General features: G+C 60.8%; 19 protein-coding genes and 1 pseudogene. 11 read left to right on the forward strand and 9 right to left on the reverse strand.

The features are described 5' to 3' along the window. Positions 1-83 precede the first annotated feature (83 nt). Positions 84-1,118, reverse strand: coding sequence for a type IV pilus twitching motility protein PilT (locus BZ163_RS27500; RefSeq protein WP_128873521.1), 1,035 nt, complete (start codon positions 1,116-1,118; stop codon positions 84-86). A gap of 57 nt (positions 1,119-1,175) precedes the next feature. Between BZ163_RS27500 and BZ163_RS27505 the strand changes: the two genes are divergently transcribed. From BZ163_RS27505 to BZ163_RS27550, 10 genes and pseudogenes are all read left to right on the forward strand, one after another. Then, complete coding sequence (locus BZ163_RS27505; RefSeq protein ID WP_128873522.1) at positions 1,176-1,862, forward strand: YggS family pyridoxal phosphate-dependent enzyme; 687 nt, start codon at positions 1,176-1,178, stop codon at positions 1,860-1,862. A gap of 36 nt (positions 1,863-1,898) precedes the next feature. After that, positions 1,899-2,717 carry a pyrroline-5-carboxylate reductase gene (gene proC, locus BZ163_RS27510; RefSeq protein WP_128873523.1) on the forward strand — a complete coding sequence of 273 codons (819 nt, stop codon included), beginning with the start codon at positions 1,899-1,901 and terminating at the stop codon, positions 2,715-2,717. A gap of 24 nt (positions 2,718-2,741) precedes the next feature. After that, complete coding sequence (locus BZ163_RS27515; RefSeq protein ID WP_128873524.1) at positions 2,742-3,329, forward strand: YggT family protein; 588 nt, start codon at positions 2,742-2,744, stop codon at positions 3,327-3,329. A 4-nt stretch (positions 3,330-3,333) separates the two neighbouring features. Next, positions 3,334-3,435 (forward strand): annotated as a pseudogene (locus BZ163_RS36055) (YggU family protein); the annotation flags it as partial. 182 nt (positions 3,436-3,617) lie between these two features. Next, a complete protein-coding gene (locus BZ163_RS27525) occupies positions 3,618-4,757 on the forward strand; it encodes a homoserine O-acetyltransferase (RefSeq protein ID WP_128873525.1) in 1,140 nt (379 codons plus the stop codon). 7 nt (positions 4,758-4,764) lie between these two features. Then, positions 4,765-5,385, forward strand: coding sequence for a methionine biosynthesis protein MetW (gene metW / locus BZ163_RS27530; protein ID WP_128873526.1), 621 nt, complete (start codon positions 4,765-4,767; stop codon positions 5,383-5,385). Positions 5,386-5,410: 25 nt separating this feature from the next. Beyond that, entirely contained in the window at positions 5,411-5,845 is a 435-nt protein-coding gene (locus tag BZ163_RS27535; protein ID WP_128873527.1) for a DUF4426 domain-containing protein, read from the forward strand. Beyond that, positions 5,842-6,438, forward strand: a complete 597-nt coding sequence (gene rdgB / locus BZ163_RS27540; RefSeq protein ID WP_128873528.1) for an RdgB/HAM1 family non-canonical purine NTP pyrophosphatase — start codon at positions 5,842-5,844, stop codon at positions 6,436-6,438. Before BZ163_RS27535 ends, rdgB begins: the two co-directional genes overlap by 4 nt. A 68-nt stretch (positions 6,439-6,506) precedes the next feature. Beyond that, positions 6,507-7,640, forward strand: coding sequence for a radical SAM family heme chaperone HemW (gene hemW / locus BZ163_RS27545; protein ID WP_218190533.1), 1,134 nt, complete (start codon positions 6,507-6,509; stop codon positions 7,638-7,640). A gap of 9 nt (positions 7,641-7,649) precedes the next feature. Further along, positions 7,650-7,973 (forward strand): DUF3392 domain-containing protein, encoded by a 324-nt coding sequence (locus BZ163_RS27550; RefSeq protein ID WP_128873530.1) that lies wholly within the window; start codon positions 7,650-7,652, stop codon positions 7,971-7,973. Positions 7,974-8,103: 130 nt separating this feature from the next. Here the strand turns inward: BZ163_RS27550 and trmB are convergent, their stop codons facing one another. The 4 genes from trmB to BZ163_RS27570 all read right to left on the reverse strand — a co-directional run bounded on the left by trmB (position 8,104) and on the right by BZ163_RS27570 (position 10,467). Beyond that, positions 8,104-8,829 (reverse strand): tRNA (guanosine(46)-N7)-methyltransferase TrmB, encoded by a 726-nt coding sequence (gene trmB / locus BZ163_RS27555; protein ID WP_128873531.1) that lies wholly within the window; start codon positions 8,827-8,829, stop codon positions 8,104-8,106. Between the two features lie 9 nt (positions 8,830-8,838). Further along, positions 8,839-9,633, reverse strand: coding sequence for a thiazole synthase (locus tag BZ163_RS27560; protein WP_008068101.1), 795 nt, complete (start codon positions 9,631-9,633; stop codon positions 8,839-8,841). A gap of 60 nt (positions 9,634-9,693) precedes the next feature. Beyond that, positions 9,694-9,894, reverse strand: a complete 201-nt coding sequence (thiS, locus tag BZ163_RS27565; protein WP_007897898.1) for a sulfur carrier protein ThiS — start codon at positions 9,892-9,894, stop codon at positions 9,694-9,696. A 201-nt stretch (positions 9,895-10,095) separates the two neighbouring features. After that, complete coding sequence (locus tag BZ163_RS27570; protein ID WP_128873532.1) at positions 10,096-10,467, reverse strand: DUF423 domain-containing protein; 372 nt, start codon at positions 10,465-10,467, stop codon at positions 10,096-10,098. 74 nt (positions 10,468-10,541) lie between these two features. On the opposite strand from BZ163_RS27570, the gene mtgA reads away from it, so the two are divergent. After that, the gene (mtgA, locus tag BZ163_RS27575; protein WP_128873533.1) at positions 10,542-11,264 is read left to right on the forward strand and encodes a monofunctional biosynthetic peptidoglycan transglycosylase; all 723 of its coding nucleotides are present in this window, start codon (positions 10,542-10,544) and stop codon (positions 11,262-11,264) included. A gap of 176 nt (positions 11,265-11,440) precedes the next feature. On the opposite strand, the gene rpoH is transcribed toward mtgA, so the two are convergent. The 4 genes from rpoH to ftsY all read right to left on the reverse strand — a co-directional run bounded on the left by rpoH (position 11,441) and on the right by ftsY (position 15,727). After that, positions 11,441-12,295: an RNA polymerase sigma factor RpoH gene (gene rpoH, locus BZ163_RS27580; RefSeq protein WP_007897890.1), complete on the reverse strand. Its 855-nt coding sequence runs from the start codon at positions 12,293-12,295 to the stop codon at positions 11,441-11,443. A gap of 119 nt (positions 12,296-12,414) precedes the next feature. Continuing rightward, entirely contained in the window at positions 12,415-13,437 is a 1,023-nt protein-coding gene (ftsX, locus tag BZ163_RS27585) for a permease-like cell division protein FtsX (protein ID WP_128873534.1), read from the reverse strand. Beyond that, positions 13,434-14,105: a cell division ATP-binding protein FtsE gene (gene ftsE / locus BZ163_RS27590; RefSeq protein WP_064680267.1), complete on the reverse strand. Its 672-nt coding sequence runs from the start codon at positions 14,103-14,105 to the stop codon at positions 13,434-13,436. Before ftsE ends, ftsX begins: the two co-directional genes overlap by 4 nt. After that, positions 14,102-15,727: a signal recognition particle-docking protein FtsY gene (gene ftsY, locus BZ163_RS27595; RefSeq protein ID WP_128873535.1), complete on the reverse strand. Its 1,626-nt coding sequence runs from the start codon at positions 15,725-15,727 to the stop codon at positions 14,102-14,104. The genes ftsE and ftsY overlap by 4 nt, the downstream gene beginning before the upstream one ends. Positions 15,728-15,835 lie beyond the last annotated feature (108 nt).

The following is a 15,835-nucleotide window of genomic DNA, read 5'->3' on the forward strand; positions in this document are numbered from 1 at the left end:
GCCCGCTCCCACAAGGACTGCATTGATCACCTGTGGGAGCGGGCTTGCCCGCGAAGAGGCCCTTGAAAGCGCCACAAATCCCCTCAAAAACTATCCGGTGACCGCGCTTTCTCCCGCGCATGCTCCCGGCTGATCAAGCCCTTGTTCACCAGATCCTTCAAGCACATGTCCAGCGTCTGCATCCCGATCGATCCCCCGGTCTGAATCGACGAGTACATCTGTGCCACCTTGTCTTCGCGGATCAGGTTACGAATCGCCGATGTGCCCAGCATGATTTCGTGGGCGGCTATTCGCCCGCCACCGATCTTTTTCACCAGGGCCTGGGAAACCACCGCCAGCAGCGACTCGGACAGCATCGAACGCACCATCGATTTCTCATCCCCCGGAAACACATCCACAATCCTGTCGATGGTTTTCGCCGCCGAAGTGGTGTGCAGCGTGCCAAACACCAGGTGACCGGTCTCGGCGGCCGTCAGCGCGAGGCGGATGGTTTCCAGATCACGCATCTCCCCCACCAGAATCACATCCGGATCCTCCCGTAGCGCCGAGCGCAGGGCTGTGGCGAAGCTGCGGGTATCGCGATGGACTTCGCGCTGGTTGATCAGGCATTTGCGCGATTCGTGGACGAACTCGATCGGGTCTTCGACGGTAAGAATGTGATGGTGGCGATGGTTGTTCAGGTAATCGATCATGGCCGCCAGGGTGGTGGACTTGCCAGAACCGGTCGGACCGGTCACCAGCACCAGGCCGCGGGAGGATTCTGTAATCTTGCGAAACACTTCCCCCATCCCCAGGTCCTCCATGCTCAGCACCTTGGACGGGATGGTCCGAAACACCGCGCCAGCACCGCGGTTCTGATTGAACACATTGACCCGAAAACGCGCGACACCGGGCACCTCAAAGGAAAAATCGGCCTCCAGGTGTTTTTCAAACTCCACCCGCTGAACATCGTTCATGACGTCGTAGATCAACTCATGGACCTGCTTGGCGTCCAGTGCCGGCAGATTGATGCGCCGCACATCGCCATCGACGCGAATCATCGGTGGCAGGCCGGCAGACAGGTGCAGGTCGGACGCACCTTGTTTGGCGCTGAAGGCCAGCAGCTCAGTGATATCCATAGCGTTCCTCAATTCCAGTAGAATGCCGCGACCCTCAGACCCGCTGGCGCCTTTCGAATGTCCACGATAGCAGACAACGTCACTCAGGTTAGTTCACGCATCCACGCCGCGGCTGTTGCCGCCCATCGTGACGAAAACAGCGTCCAGCTGCTGGCTGTGAGCAAAACCAAGCCCGCTGCAGCACTGCGCGAAGCCTATGCCGCCGGGATCCGCGACTTTGGCGAAAATTACCTGCAGGAAGCCCTGGGCAAACAGCTCGAATTGGCCGACCTGCCCTTGATCTGGCACTTCATCGGCCCCATTCAATCGAACAAGACTCGCGCTATCGCCGAGCACTTCGCCTGGGTGCACTCCGTGGATCGATTGAAAATCGCACAACGCCTGTCCGAACAACGTCCCGCCGATTTGCCCCCCCTGAACATCTGCATCCAGGTCAATGTCAGCGGTGAAGCGAGTAAATCCGGCTGCACCCCGGCCGATCTGCCGGCCCTGGCCAATGCCATCAGCGCCCTGCCGAATCTCGAGTTGCGCGGACTGATGGCGATTCCCGAGCCGACTGAAGATCGCGCCGAACAGGATGCAGCCTTTGCTGCCGTGCAGAGTCTGCAAGCCAGCCTGAACCTGCCGCTCGACACACTTTCCATGGGCATGAGCCACGACCTGGAGTCGGCCATTGCCCAAGGTGCCACTTGGGTCCGTATCGGAACGGCGCTCTTTGGTGCCCGCGACTATAGCCAGCCTTGAAACCATGGCTGACACCTCTCTCTATAAGGACCTGACATGAGCAACATTCGTATTGCCTTTATCGGTGCCGGCAACATGGCCGCCAGCCTGATCGGCGGCTTGCGCGCCAAGGGTCTGGACGCTGCGCAGATCCGCGCCAGCGATCCGGGCGCCGACACCCGCGCCCGTGTGAACGCCGAGCACGGCATCGAAGTATTCGCCGACAACGCCCAAGCCATCCAGGACGCCGATGTGGTCGTGCTGGCAGTCAAACCCCAGGCGATGAAAGCCGTCTGCGAAGCCATTCGCCCAAGCCTCAAGCCGAATCAACTGGTGGTGTCGATCGCCGCCGGTATCACCTGCGCCAGCATGAACAGCTGGCTCGGCGCCCAACCGATCGTGCGTTGCATGCCCAACACCCCGGCGCTGCTGCGTCAGGGCGTAAGCGGTTTGTACGCAACGGCCGAAGTGAACGCCGAACAACGCCAGCAGGCGCAAACGTTGTTATCCGCCGTCGGCATCGCGCTGTGGCTGGACGAAGAGCAGCAACTGGACGCAGTCACCGCCGTCTCCGGCAGCGGCCCGGCGTACTTCTTCCTGCTGATCGAGGCCATGACCGCTGCCGGCGTAAAGCTCGGCCTGCCAGCGGATATCGCCGCACAACTGACCCTGCAAACTGCATTGGGCGCCGCGCACATGGCAGTCGCCAGTGACGTCGATGCCGCCGAACTGCGTCGTCGCGTGACATCGCCTGCGGGCACTACGGAAGCTGCGATCAAGTCGTTCCAGGCCGGGGGCTTCGAAGCCCTGGTAGAAAAAGCACTCGGCGCCGCTGCTCACCGCTCGGCCGAGATGGCTGAGCAACTCGGTCGCTAATCAGCTCTTACAAAGGAATCAAAGATGCTCGGACTCAATGACGCTGCCATTTTCATCATTAAAACCCTAGGCAGCCTGTACCTGCTGATTGTGCTGATGCGCTTCATCCTGCAACTGGTCAGGGCGAACTTCTATAACCCACTCTGCCAGTTCATCGTCAAAGCCACGCAACCGCTGCTCAAGCCTCTGCGCCGGGTGATCCCGAGCATGTTCGGGCTGGACATGTCGTCGCTGGTACTGGCGTTGATCATTCAGATGCTGTTGATTGCAGTCATCCTGCTGCTCAAAGGCTTCATGGTCGACTGGCTGCTTCTGGTGCCATGGGCACTGATCGCGCTCTTCTCGCTGTTTTTGAATATTATTTTCTACGCGATGATCATCAGCGTGATCCTGTCTTGGGTTGCACCGGGCAGCCACAATCCGGGCGCTGAACTGGTCGCACAGATCACAGAACCGGTACTCGCTCCGTTCCGCCGGATCATTCCGAGCCTGGGTGGTCTGGATATCTCGCCGATCTTCGCGTTTATCGTGATCCAGCTGCTGCAAAGCTGGCTGATCCCACGCCTTGCGTACTTCGCCCTCATGCCCAACGGGCTGCTCGGGCTGATCTGATCCGGTGAGCTTGATCAGTGGCGAGTTGAACCGGCAGAAGCGGGTGCGGATTTGTTCGCCGAAGAAGCTGCCGGATTTGCCTGATCTGCTGCGTACGGCAGGCTGACCGCGTCATCGTTCTTCGCGGGCAAGCCTCGCTCCTACGGGATTTATGCGATCCCTTTGGAGCGAGGCTTGCCCGCGAAGGCCGCGCCTCGATTTGACATGAAACAATCAGGCCCGGCCTTTGCTTGCCGCTAACCCCCCCGGTCTTTAGACTTACGCCTCATTTCAACGAGAGCAGGGTCGATGCCAACTGCCTTCCCCCCCGATTCTGTTGGTCTGGTGACGCCGCAAGTGGCGCACTTCAGCGAACCCCTGGCCCTGGCCTGTGGCCGTTCGCTCCCAGCTTATGACCTGATCTACGAGACCTACGGCACGCTGAACGCCACGGCGAGCAATGCCGTGCTGATCTGCCACGCCTTGTCCGGCCACCATCATGCCGCCGGCTTCCATAGCCCCGACGACCGCAAACCCGGTTGGTGGGACAGCTGCATCGGCCCCGGCAAACCGATCGACACCAACACGTTCTTCGTGGTCAGCCTGAACAACCTCGGCGGCTGCAACGGCTCTACCGGCCCGAGCAGCATCAACCCGGAGACCGGCAAGCCGTTCGGTGCCGACTTCCCGGTACTGACCGTGGAAGATTGGGTGCACAGCCAGGCACGCTTGTCCGACCTGCTCGGCATCCGCCAGTGGGCGGCCGTGATTGGCGGCAGCCTCGGCGGCATGCAGGCGCTGCAGTGGACCATCACTTATCCGGACCGCGTGCGGCACTGCCTGGCCATCGCCTCGGCACCCAAGCTGTCGGCGCAGAACATCGCGTTCAACGAAGTGGCGCGCCAGGCGATCCTCACCGACCCCGAATTCCACGGCGGCTCCTTCCAGGAAGCGGGTGTGATCCCCAAGCGCGGGTTGATGCTGGCGCGGATGGTCGGGCACATCACCTACCTGTCCGACGACTCCATGGGCGAGAAATTCGGCCGCGGCCTGAAGAGCGAAAAGCTCAACTACGACTTCCATAGCGTCGAGTTCCAGGTCGAAAGCTACCTGCGTTATCAGGGCGAAGAGTTCTCCGGGCGTTTCGACGCCAACACTTACCTGCTGATGACCAAGGCGCTGGACTACTTCGACCCGGCGGCGAACTTCGACGATGACCTGGCGAAAACCTTCGCCGGCGCCACCGCCAAATTCTGCGTGATGTCCTTCACCACCGACTGGCGCTTCTCTCCGGCCCGCTCGCGGGAACTGGTGGATGCGCTGATGGCGGCGAAAAAAGACGTCTGCTACCTGGAAATCGACGCTCCGCAAGGTCATGACGCCTTCCTGATTCCGATCCCGCGTTATCTGCAGGCGTTCAGCAACTACATGAAACGTATATCGCTTTGAGGAAGACATGAGAGCCGATCTGGAAATCATCCAGGAATGGATCCCCGCCGGCAGCCGCGTGCTCGACCTCGGCTGCGGTGATGGCGAGTTGCTGACCTGGCTGCGGGACAACAAGCAGGTCACTGGCTATGGCCTGGAAAACGACCCGGACAACATCGCCGAATGCGTGGCCAAGGGCATCAACGTCATCGAGCAGGACCTGGACAAGGGCCTCGGCAACTTCGCCAGCGACAGCTTCGACATCGTGGTCATGACCCAGGCGCTGCAAGCGGTGCATTACCCGGACAGGATTCTCGAGGAAATGCTGCGGGTCGGTCGCCAATGCATCATCACGTTTCCCAACTTCGGCCACTGGCGCTGCCGCTGGTACCTGGCGAGCAAGGGGCGGATGCCGGTTTCCGAGTTTCTGCCCTACACCTGGTACAACACGCCGAACATCCACTTCTGCACCTTCGCTGACTTTGAAGCCTTGTGCCGCGAACGTGAAGCCAAGGTCATTGATCGGCTGGCCGTGGATCAACAGCATCGGCACGGGTGGGCCAGTAAGCTATGGCCTAATCTGTTAGGTGAGATCGGTATTTACCGCGTCAGCAGCCCGGGGCTGCAAGACCACAAGGTCGCGGTCTGAACAGCGACACTACGAGGAGAACATCATGGGTCGTCTAGCGCTGTTTTTACTCACTGCCTGCCTGAGCGTCACGGCCATGGCCGCCGACGTCATCAAGGGCGAGCGCAAAGAAACCTTTGGCGACGTGACGGTGCATTACAACACGTTCAATTCCACCTTCCTGACACCCGATATCGCCAAAGCGGCCGGGCTGACGCGAAGCAAGAACCAGGGTGTGATCAACGTCTCCGTGCTCAAGGATGGCAAGCCTCTGACCGCTGAAGTCAGCGGATCGGTGAAAGACCTGACCAGCCAGACCGTGCCGTTGAAGTTCAAACAGATCACTGAACAAGGCGCGATCTACTACATCGCCCAGTTCCCGGTCGATCAGCAAGAAATCCGGACCTTCAACATCAAGGTGCAGAACGGCGATAAAATCAACACCATCAATTTCAACCAAGAGCTCTTCCCCGGCGAATGATCAATTTCACGCAACTCGTACTGGCCAGCCATAACGCCGGCAAACTCAAGGAACTCCAGGCCATGCTCGGCGAATCGGTGCACTTGCGCTCGATCGGCGAGTTCAGCAGCGTCGAGCCTGAAGAAACCGGCCTGTCGTTCGTCGAAAACGCCATCCTCAAGGCCCGCAATGCCGCGCGCATCTCCGGTTTACCGGCGCTGGCCGACGATTCGGGGCTGGCGGTGGACTTCCTCGGCGGTGCGCCAGGGATCTATTCGGCGCGTTATGCCGACGGTCTGGGCGATGCGGCGAACAACGCCAAACTGCTCGACGCCTTGAAAGACGTGCCTGAAGCCGAGCGTGGCGCACAGTTCGTCTGCGTGCTGGCGTTGGTGCGGCATGCCGAGGATCCGTTGCCGATCCTCTGCGAAGGCCTGTGGCACGGGCGTATCCTGCCTGCGGCCAGTGGCGAACACGGCTTTGGCTACGATCCGCTGTTCTGGGTGCCGGAGCGCGATTGCTCCAGTGCAGAACTGAGCCCGAGCGAAAAAAACCTCATCAGCCACCGCGCCCGTGCAATGGATCTGCTGCGCCAGCGTTTGGGCTTGAAATGACCCATGACTCGTCCGCGTCGCCGCTGATCTTCGGCGGTGCCGCACAATCGCCACGGGCTGCGCTCCCCATGCTGCCGCCCCTGGCGTTGTACATCCACATCCCGTGGTGTGTGCGCAAATGCCCCTATTGCGACTTCAACTCCCATACCGCCAGCCCGGTGCTGCCGGAAGAAGAGTATGTGGACGCCTTGCTGGCCGACCTCGATCAGGACCTGCACGCCGTCTACGGCCGTGAGCTGAGCTCGATCTTTTTTGGTGGCGGTACGCCAAGCCTGTTCAGCGCCGAGGCGTTGGGCCGCTTGCTCAAAGGCGTCGAGCAACGCATAGCGTTTGCCAGCGACATTGAAATCACCCTGGAAGCCAATCCAGGAACGTTCGAGCAGGAAAAGTTCGTCGCCTACCGAAAACTGGGGATCAATCGCCTGTCGATCGGCATCCAGAGCTTTCAAGAAGAAAAACTCAAGGCCCTGGGGCGGATTCACAACGGCGATGAAGCCGTGCGTGCCGCCGGCATGGCCCGCCAGGCAGGCTTCGACAACTTCAACATGGACTTGATGCACGGGCTGCCCGATCAGTCCCTGGACGACGCCCTGGGCGACCTGCGCCAGGCCATTGCCCTGAAGCCGACCCACTTGTCCTGGTACCAGCTGACGCTGGAGCCGAACACCGTGTTCTGGAACCAGCCACCGACGCTGCCGGAAGACGACACCTTGTGGGACATCCAGGAAGCCGGTCAGGCCCTGCTGGCCGAGCACGGTTATGCGCAATACGAAGTCTCGGCCTATGCCCAACCGGGGCGTGCGGCGCGGCACAACCTCAATTACTGGAGTTTCGGCGATTTCATCGGCATCGGCGCCGGCGCCCACGGCAAGCTCAGCCATCCGGACGGACGCATCGTGCGTACCTGGAAGACGCGCCTGCCGAAGGACTACCTCAATCCCGCCAAAAGCTTCCAGGCCGGGGAGAAAGCCCTGACCAACGAAGAGATGCCGTTCGAATTCCTGATGAACGCCCTGCGCCTGACCGAAGGCGTCGAATCGCGACTGTACCCCGAGCGCACCGGCATGACCCTGGAAAGCCTCGCCGAAGGCCGTCGCGAGGCCGAACAAAGTGGCTTGTTGCAGGTCGAACCGTCACGTCTGGCAGCCACGATGCGCGGACAACTGTTTCTCAATGACTTGTTGCAGACATTTCTGACATAAGGAAATCGAATGGATTTGGTACTCGACCTGCTCGCCACGGCGTCCCGCTGGAGTCGCAGCAATCTCTCGGAAATCGCCCTGGCCCTGGTGGGTTGTCTGCTGGTGCTGTTTGGCGCGGATATAAAAGGCTGGGTCGATCAACGCCTGGGCAGCATCGCCGGCGCCTTGCGCGTGCCGCTGATGGCCCTGGTGTGCATGGTCGGCAGCGGCGTGGCGCTGATCTACGCCACACCGTGGATCATCAAAGGCCTGAGTCAGTTCAACAACTACAGCCTGGCGCCGGTGTTGCTGGTGGTGCTGGTGTTGATCGGCGTGGTAGCCGACCGCCGCTGACTCAAACACAACACAATACGACTGTGGGAGCGGGCTTGCTCGCGAAGAGGGGGTGTCAGTCGACATTAATATCGACTGATACACCGCCTTCGCGAGCAAGCCCGCTCCCACAGTTGGTATGGCGTATGATTTAAGACTGTTTTTCGAACTTCAGATCCCAAACCCCATGCCCAAGCCTTTCGCCGCGGCGTTCGAACTTGGTGATCGGACGCTCGGTCGGGCGCGGGACGCACTTGCCGTCTTCGGCCAGATTGCGATAACCCGGCGCGACGTTCATCACTTCCAGCATGTACTCGGCATACGGTTCCCAGTCGGTGGCCATGTGCAGCACCCCGCCGACCTTCAACTTGCTGCGCACCAGCTCCGCGAACGAGGCCTGAACGATACGGCGCTTGTGGTGGCGGCTCTTGTGCCACGGGTCCGGAAAAAACAGCATCAGGCGATCGAGGCTGTTGTCGGCCACGCAACGGTTGAGCACTTCGATCGCATCGCAATCGTAGACCCGCAGGTTGGTCAGGCCCTGGGTCAGCACGCCATTGAGCAGCGCGCCAACACCCGGACGGTGCACTTCCACGCCAATGAAATCCTGTTCCGGCGAGGCTGCAGCCATTTCCAGCAGCGAATGGCCCATGCCGAAACCGATTTCCAGCGAGCGCGGCGCCGAACGGCCGAACACTTGATCGAAGTCCACCGGCGCATCGGCCAACGGCAGCACGAACAGCGGCGTGCCCTGGTCCAGACCGCGCTGCTGGCCTTCGGTCATGCGCCCGGCGCGCATCACGAAACTCTTGATGCGGCGGTGTTGGCGCTCGTCGCCTTCTTCCGTCTGGATAGGCGTGTCGTTTGATTCAGTCATCAATGGCTCTTACTTGATCAGACCATCCAGCGGCGAGGACGCGCTGGCATAGAGTTTTTTCGGCATGCGGCCGGCGAGGTAGGCCAGGCGGCCCGCGACGATCGCGTGTTTCATGGCTTCAGCCATCATGATCGGCTGCTGGGCATGGGCAATGGCCGAGTTCATCAGCACCGCTTCGCAGCCCAGTTCCATGGCGATGGTGGCGTCAGAGGCGGTACCGACACCGGCATCCACCAGCACAGGGATCTTGGCTTCTTCGAGGATGATCTGCAGGTTGTACGGGTTGCAGATCCCCAGGCCCGTGCCGATCAGACCGGCCAGCGGCATGACCGCGATAACGCCGATTTCCGCCAGTTGACGGGCGATGATCGGGTCATCGCTGGTGTAGACCATCACGTCGAAACCTTCCTTGACCAGCACTTCGGCGGCCTTGAGGGTTTCGATCACGTTGGGGAACAGGGTTTTCTGGTCGGCCAGTACTTCCAGCTTCACCAGGTTGTGGCCGCCGAGCAGCTCACGGGCCAGGCGGCAAGTGCGCACAGCCTCGGTCGCGTCGAAGCAACCGGCGGTGTTCGGCAGGAAGGTGTAGCGGTCCGGCGACAGGACTTCGAGCAGGTTCGGTTCGCCCGGGTTCTGGCCGAGGTTGGTGCGGCGCACGGCGAAGGTGACGATCTCGGCACCCGAGGCTTCGATGGCCAGGCGGGTTTCTTCCATGTCGCGGTACTTGCCGGTGCCTACCAGCAAACGCGACTGGTAGGTACGACCGGCCAGGACGAAGGGCTTGTCGCTACGAACGATGCTCATGGGAAATCCTCTGTTGGGGTGAGGTTCTTGCAGAATTCTGTGCCCTTGCGGGCCCGACGGCTAGCCGCCGCCGATGGCGTGGACCACTTCGACCGAATCGCCGTCGTTCAGCGTGGTTTCAGCATGCTGGCTGCGCGGGACGATATCCAGATTGAGTTCGACCGCCACCCGGCGTCCGGTCAGCTCCAGACGGGTCAGCAGGGCCGCAACGGTTTCACCGTCGGGCAGTTCAAGGGATTCGCCGTTCAATTGAATGCGCATACCGAAGGGCCGCCATCATTTTTAGGGGCTGGCATTCTAGCCCGATCAGTCTTGGCGACCCAAGCCATTCGTCATGATTTGGACAGACGCGCCTTGCCCCCTGTAGGAGCTGGCTTGCAGCGAAGAGGCCCTTACAGTCGACATCATTGTTGTCTGAAAGTACGCCTTCGCTGGCAAGCCAGCTCCTACAGGGGGGGGGGATCAGGCCAACCGCCAGGCGGCGAGGCCCAGGCAGAACCAGCCAACCAGGAATGCCAGGCCGCCGAAGGGCGTGATGATGCCCAGCTTGCTGATGCCGGTCATGGTCAACACGTACAAACTGCCGGAAAACAGCAGGATGCCGATGGCAAAGGACGCCCCGGCCCAGCCGATCAAGCGACCGGGGATCTGCGTGGCCAGCAGCGCCACGCCCAATAATGCCAAGGTGTGCACCAACTGGTAGGTGACGCCGGTGTGGAAGATCGCCAGGTATTCGGGCGTCAGACGGCTTTTCAAGCCGTGAGCGGCGAACGCGCCAAGGGCAACGCCGGTGAAGCCGAAGAAAGCGGCCAGCATCAGAAAGCCACGCAGCATGAAGAACTCCAGTCAGACTCGATCCACAGGGTCTGTATAATGGCCCGCTCGACGGGTTCGGCCAAGCCATCTCTATGCTGCGTTTATTCTTACGACGATTCATGAAGGCCCTGCTCTGGTTCGCGGGCGGCAGCGTAGTGCTGGTCCTGATTTTTCGCGTGGTGCCACCGCCAGGGACCACGCTGATGGTCGAGCGCAAGATCGAATCCTGGATCGACGGCGAGCCGATTGACCTGCAACGCACCTGGAAGCCCTGGGATGAAATCTCCGACGACCTGAAAGTCGCGGTGATTGCGGGCGAGGACCAGAAATTCCCGGAGCACTGGGGTTTTGACTTCGGTGCGATCCAGAAAGCATTGGCCCACAACGAGCTCGGCGGCACTATTCGGGGTGCCAGCACCCTGAGCCAGCAGGTCTCGAAAAACCTGTTCCTGTGGTCCGGCCGCAGCTGGCTGCGCAAAGGCCTGGAAGCCTGGTTTACCGGGTTGATCGAAGTTCTTTGGCCCAAGCAGCGGATTCTTGAGGTGTACCTCAACAGCGTGGAGTGGGATGAAGGGGTGTTTGGCGCTGAAGCGGCGGCTCGGCATCATTTTGGCGTAAGCGCCAAGGGGCTGAGCCGACAGCAATCAAGTTTGCTGGCGGCCGTACTGCCCAACCCGCGCGTGTGGAGCGCCAGTCATCCGACCAACTACGTAGCCCGGCGGGCGGGGTGGATTCGGCAGCAGATGAGCCAGCTGGGTGGCGACAGTTATCTGGTGGGCATCAACGATTCGCGCCGGGCGCCTTGGTCAAATTAACGCCGCGCCCCTTGCAGGAGCTGGCTTGCCAGCGAAGGCGGTATGCCTGACACACCGAGTCGCCTGATTCGCCGGCAAGCCAGCTCCTACAAGAGCAGCGCCAGGCTTAAGATTCCGGGCACCAACAAAAACGCCCCGATCAATGAACGGGGCGTTTTTTATTGCCGGTGTGCAGGTTATGCAGCAATCGACAACTTGAGCTTGTTCATCGCGCTCTTCTCGAGCTGACGAATACGCTCGGCCGACACGTTGTACTTCTGCGCCAGGTCGTGCAGCGTGGCTTTTTCTTCTGCCAGCCAGCGCTGGTAGAGGATGTCACGGCTGCGGTCGTCCAGCACTTCCAGCGCTTCGTGCAGGTTGTGGTTGGAGTTGTCGCTCCAGTCGGCATCTTCCAGTTGACGGGCCGGGTCGTACCGGTGGTCTTCCAGATAGTTGGCCGGCGATTGGAATGCACTGTCGTCGTCCGCTTCCGCGGCTGGGTCGAAGGCCATGTCATGGCCGGTCAGGCGACTTTCCATCTCGCGCACTTCCCGCGGCTCTACGCCAAGGCTTTCCGCCACACGGTGGACTTCCTCGTTGTTCAGCCACGCCAGACGTTTCTTCTGGCTGCGCAGGTTGAAGAACAGCTTGCGCTGGGCCTTGGTGGTCGCGACTTTCACGATGCGCCAGTTGCGCAGGATGAACTCGTGGATTTCCGCCTTGATCCAGTGCACAGCGAACGAAACCAGACGCACACCCATTTCCGGGTTGAAGCGCTTCACGGCCTTCATCAGGCCGACGTTGCCTTCCTGAATCAGGTCAGCCTGAGCCAGGCCGTAGCCGGAATAGCTACGGGCGATATGTACGACAAAACGCAGGTGGGCGAGCACCATCTGCCGAGCCGCCCCCAAATCCTGCTCATAATAGAGACTCTCGGCCAGTTCACGCTCCTGCTCCGGCGTCAGCAATGGAATGCTGTTGACGGTGTGCACATAGGCCTCCAGGTTCGCACCCGGGACCAGAGCATATGCAGGTTGCAAAGAATTGGTCATACGAAAAAACCTCCGACTTACAAACTCGTGCAGTTCAGCACTGCGAAAATTGACCGGAAACCAAAGAACAAGTTCCCTAAACCCATAAAAGCTGAAAGGTCAATACGAGCAAAATGATACTACTTAGGCGCAAGCTCCCTCAGGTGGCGTGCGACTGCAATCCATGCACCGATATACCCTAACAGCACCGCGCCAAGCAAGAGCGACAGACCGTCGGCAACCGGCACGCCGGCCAGCGCGAAATCACTGCCGTACAAACCGGCCAGCCCGACTACCGCGTCGTTCAGCCAGTCCAGGCCGAACGCCAGTACGCCCCATGAAAGAATCCCCGCACCAAAGCCATACAGCGCACCCATATACAGAAAAGGCCTGCGCACATAGCTGTCAGTGCCGCCCACGAGTTTAATCACTTCTATCTCTGTGCGGCGGTTTTCAATATGAAGACGAATGGTATTGCCTATCACCAAAAGTAATGCAGAAACCAGAAGCACGGTCAGACCGAAGACAAAACGGTCGCCCAGCTTGAGGATGGCTGCCAGACGCTCGACCCAGACTAGATCAAGTTGCGCCTGTTGTACCTTCGGCAGCTCGGAAAGTTTTTGTCTCAATGCTTCAAGCGCAGGCTTGTCGACTTCGTTCGGCGTCACCAGCACCACGCCTGGCAACGGGTTTTCCGGCAATTCCTTCAGGGCCTCGCCCAGTCCGGACTGTTGCTGGAACTCTTCGAGCGCCTGATCGCGGCCGACATAGTCGGCCTCCGCGACCCCGGGCATGCCCTTGATCTGCTCGCGCAACGCCTCGCCCTCGGTCGGGCTGGCGTCGATTTGCAGATAAAGGGAAATCTGCGCCGCACGCTGCCAGGAACCGCCGAGGCGTTCGACGTTACCTAGCAAAAGTGACAGGCCCATGGGCAGACTGAGAGCAACCGCCATCACCATGCAGGTGAAAAAGCTGCCGACCGGCTGCTTGCCCAGGCGTCGCAAACTATCCACCATGCTGGCACGATGGCTTTCGATCCAGGCGCGCAGCAGCGTGGCGAAATCCGGACCATCGTCATCGTCGCGTTTTTTCTTCTGCGGTTGCGGATCGGCACCCTTGGGCGCTACGCGCTCGGACACCTTGGGGCTGCGTGTCGCGCTCATACCGCGGCCTCCCCGTCGCCGATCAATCGGCCGCGTTGCAAGGTCAGCATGCGGTGACGCATGCGAGCGATCAGCGCCAGGTCGTGACTGGCGATCAGTACGCTGGTGCCCAGGCGGTTGATGTCTTCGAAGACGCCCATGATTTCGGCTGCCAGGCGCGGGTCGAGGTTACCGGTCGGTTCGTCCGCCAGCAGCAGGGCCGGGCGGTGGACGATTGCACGGGCGATGCCGACGCGCTGTTGCTGACCGGTAGACAGATCGCCCGGGTACAGATCGGTCTTGTCCGACAGCGCCACGCGCTCCAGGGCCGAGTCCACACGCTTGACGATCTCGGCCTTGGACAGGCCAAGAATCTGCAACGGCAATGCGACGTTGTTGAACACCGTGCGATCGAACAACAACTGGTGGTTCTGGAACACCACGCCGATCTGCCGACGCAGGAAAGGTATCTGCGCGTTGCTGATGGTGGCCAGGTCTTGCCCGGCCAGCAGCAATTTGCCCGTGGTCGGGCGTTCCATGGCCAACAGCAGCCGCAACAGAGTGCTTTTACCGGCGCCGGAATGGCCGGTGACAAACAAGAATTCGCCCCGACGGACTCGAAAGCTCAGCTCATGCAAGCCGACGTGACCGTTCGGGTAGCGTTTACCGACCTGTTCGAAACGAATCATGAACGCTCCCGCTCGGCAAACAGTGCCTGGACAAAGGGTTCTGCTTCAAAAGTACGCAAATCATCGATGCCTTCACCGACGCCAATGTAGCGAATCGGCAGGCCAAACTGCTTGGCCAGGGCGAAAATCACCCCGCCCTTGGCGGTGCCGTCGAGTTTGGTCAGTGCCAGGCCGGTCAATTCGACGGTCTGGTTGAACTGTTTGGCCTGGTTGATGGCGTTCTGGCCGGTGCCGGCATCCAGAACCAGCAACACTTCGTGGGGCGCGTCGGCATCGAGCTTGCTGATCACCCGGCGCACCTTCTTCAGCTCTTCCATCAAGTTGTCTTTGGTGTGCAGGCGACCGGCGGTGTCGGCAATCAGGACGTCGATGCCACGGGCCTTGGCGGCCTGCACGGCGTCGAAGATCACCGATGCCGAGTCGGCGCCGGTGTGCTGGGCAATCACCGGGATCTTGTTGCGCTCGCCCCAGACCTGCAACTGCTCGACCGCTGCGGCGCGGAACGTGTCACCCGCCGCCAGCATGACCTTCTTGCCTTCGAGCTGCAGCTTCTTCGCCAGCTTGCCGATGGTAGTGGTCTTGCCGGCACCATTGACACCGACCACCAGAATCACGAACGGCTTGTTCTGCGAGGTGATCTTCAGCGGCTGCTCGACGGGCTTGAGCATTGCCGCCAGCTCGGCCTGCAGGGACTTGTAGAGCGCATCCGCATCGGCCAGCTCCTTGCGCGCGACCTTCTGGGTCAGGCGCTGGATGATCACCGAAGTGGCTTCGACGCCCACATCGGCGGTCAACAGACGGGTCTCGATGTCTTCGAGCAGCTCGTCATCGATGATCTTCTTGCCCAGGAACAGGCTGGCCATGCCTTCGCCGATGCTGGCACTGGTCTTGGACAGGCCTTGCTTGAGACGGGCGAAGAAACCGGCCTTGGTTTCCTCAGTACGCACAGGCGCTGCGGGTGCTTCGACGGGGACGGCAGGTGCCGGAGCAACGGGGGCAGTAACAGGAACGGGTGCCGGAACAACCGGAACAACGACAGGCGCGGGGGCTGGGACAACCGGAGCCGAAACGGGAACAGGAACAGGAGCTGGAGCTGGAGCAACCGGAGCCGCAACGGGAACGGGTTCTCGAGCAACCGGAGCAACAAACGCTGGAGCCACAGGCTCCGGAATCACCGGAACAGGCTCGGCCACCACAACGGGAGCGACCACCGGCGCCACCACCGGTGGCTGAACCGGCTCGAGAGCAAAGGCAGTCGGGGCTGGAATCGGTGGCGCAATATGCGGCGCCAGTTCATCTTCGACCAATGCCACCGGCTCCTCTGCCACAGGCAATGTCAGCCAGGGCTCGGCGGTGGGGGTCAACGGATACTGGGGCACGGTGTCGGCCACGACCCGGGATTCAGGCTCGGTGACCGGTTGCAACACCGGCTCGGCGATCGGCAAGACCACCGGCGCGGGCTGTTCACCGATGACCGGCGCAGGCGTTGGCTCAGGCAGCTCAGGAAGTGGCTGTGGCTGTTCGACGACGGGTTCCTGCGGCTTTTTGCGCAGCCATCCGAACAGGCTTTTCTTCTCGCCAGCCGCAGCTGGGGCTTTCTTGTCGTCGTTGGAACCAAACATGGAGGACGGCTATCTCACAGTAGCGACGCGCCAAAGGGCGCCTCGGCAAATGAATATTCGATGCTGAACAGACTGCGATTGATCCAGCTTGTTCACGCGCAACATTTT

Source organism: Pseudomonas sp. VI4.1 (genome assembly GCF_002029345.1).
Lineage (GTDB): Bacteria > Pseudomonadota > Gammaproteobacteria > Pseudomonadales > Pseudomonadaceae > Aquipseudomonas.

Excerpts from the sequence above, each read along its gene's own strand:
- ftsY (WP_128873535.1), bottom strand. The coding sequence starts at position 15,727 with ATGTTTGGTTCCAACGACGACAAGAAAGCCCCAGCTGCGGCTGGCGAG.
- BZ163_RS27560 (WP_008068101.1), bottom strand. The coding sequence starts at position 9,633 with ATGAGCATCGTTCGTAGCGACAAGCCCTTCGTCCTGGCCGGTCGTACC.
- mtgA (WP_128873533.1), top strand. The coding sequence starts at position 10,542 with ATGCTGCGTTTATTCTTACGACGATTCATGAAGGCCCTGCTCTGGTTC.
- BZ163_RS27525 (WP_128873525.1), top strand. The coding sequence starts at position 3,618 with ATGCCAACTGCCTTCCCCCCCGATTCTGTTGGTCTGGTGACGCCGCAA.
- BZ163_RS27515 (WP_128873524.1), top strand. The coding sequence starts at position 2,742 with ATGCTCGGACTCAATGACGCTGCCATTTTCATCATTAAAACCCTAGGC.
- thiS (WP_007897898.1), bottom strand. The coding sequence starts at position 9,894 with ATGCGCATTCAATTGAACGGCGAATCCCTTGAACTGCCCGACGGTGAA.
- proC (WP_128873523.1), top strand. The coding sequence starts at position 1,899 with ATGAGCAACATTCGTATTGCCTTTATCGGTGCCGGCAACATGGCCGCC.
- rpoH (WP_007897890.1), bottom strand. The coding sequence starts at position 12,295 with ATGACCAATTCTTTGCAACCTGCATATGCTCTGGTCCCGGGTGCGAAC.
- trmB (WP_128873531.1), bottom strand. The coding sequence starts at position 8,829 with ATGACTGAATCAAACGACACGCCTATCCAGACGGAAGAAGGCGACGAG.
- BZ163_RS27500 (WP_128873521.1), bottom strand. The coding sequence starts at position 1,118 with ATGGATATCACTGAGCTGCTGGCCTTCAGCGCCAAACAAGGTGCGTCC.
- BZ163_RS27570 (WP_128873532.1), bottom strand. The coding sequence starts at position 10,467 with ATGCTGCGTGGCTTTCTGATGCTGGCCGCTTTCTTCGGCTTCACCGGC.
- ftsX (WP_128873534.1), bottom strand. The coding sequence starts at position 13,437 with ATGAGCGCGACACGCAGCCCCAAGGTGTCCGAGCGCGTAGCGCCCAAG.
- rdgB (WP_128873528.1), top strand. The coding sequence starts at position 5,842 with ATGATCAATTTCACGCAACTCGTACTGGCCAGCCATAACGCCGGCAAA.
- BZ163_RS27535 (WP_128873527.1), top strand. The coding sequence starts at position 5,411 with ATGGGTCGTCTAGCGCTGTTTTTACTCACTGCCTGCCTGAGCGTCACG.
- hemW (WP_218190533.1), top strand. The coding sequence starts at position 6,507 with ATGCTGCCGCCCCTGGCGTTGTACATCCACATCCCGTGGTGTGTGCGC.
- BZ163_RS27505 (WP_128873522.1), top strand. The coding sequence starts at position 1,176 with ATGTCCACGATAGCAGACAACGTCACTCAGGTTAGTTCACGCATCCAC.
- ftsE (WP_064680267.1), bottom strand. The coding sequence starts at position 14,105 with ATGATTCGTTTCGAACAGGTCGGTAAACGCTACCCGAACGGTCACGTC.
- metW (WP_128873526.1), top strand. The coding sequence starts at position 4,765 with ATGAGAGCCGATCTGGAAATCATCCAGGAATGGATCCCCGCCGGCAGC.
- BZ163_RS27550 (WP_128873530.1), top strand. The coding sequence starts at position 7,650 with ATGGATTTGGTACTCGACCTGCTCGCCACGGCGTCCCGCTGGAGTCGC.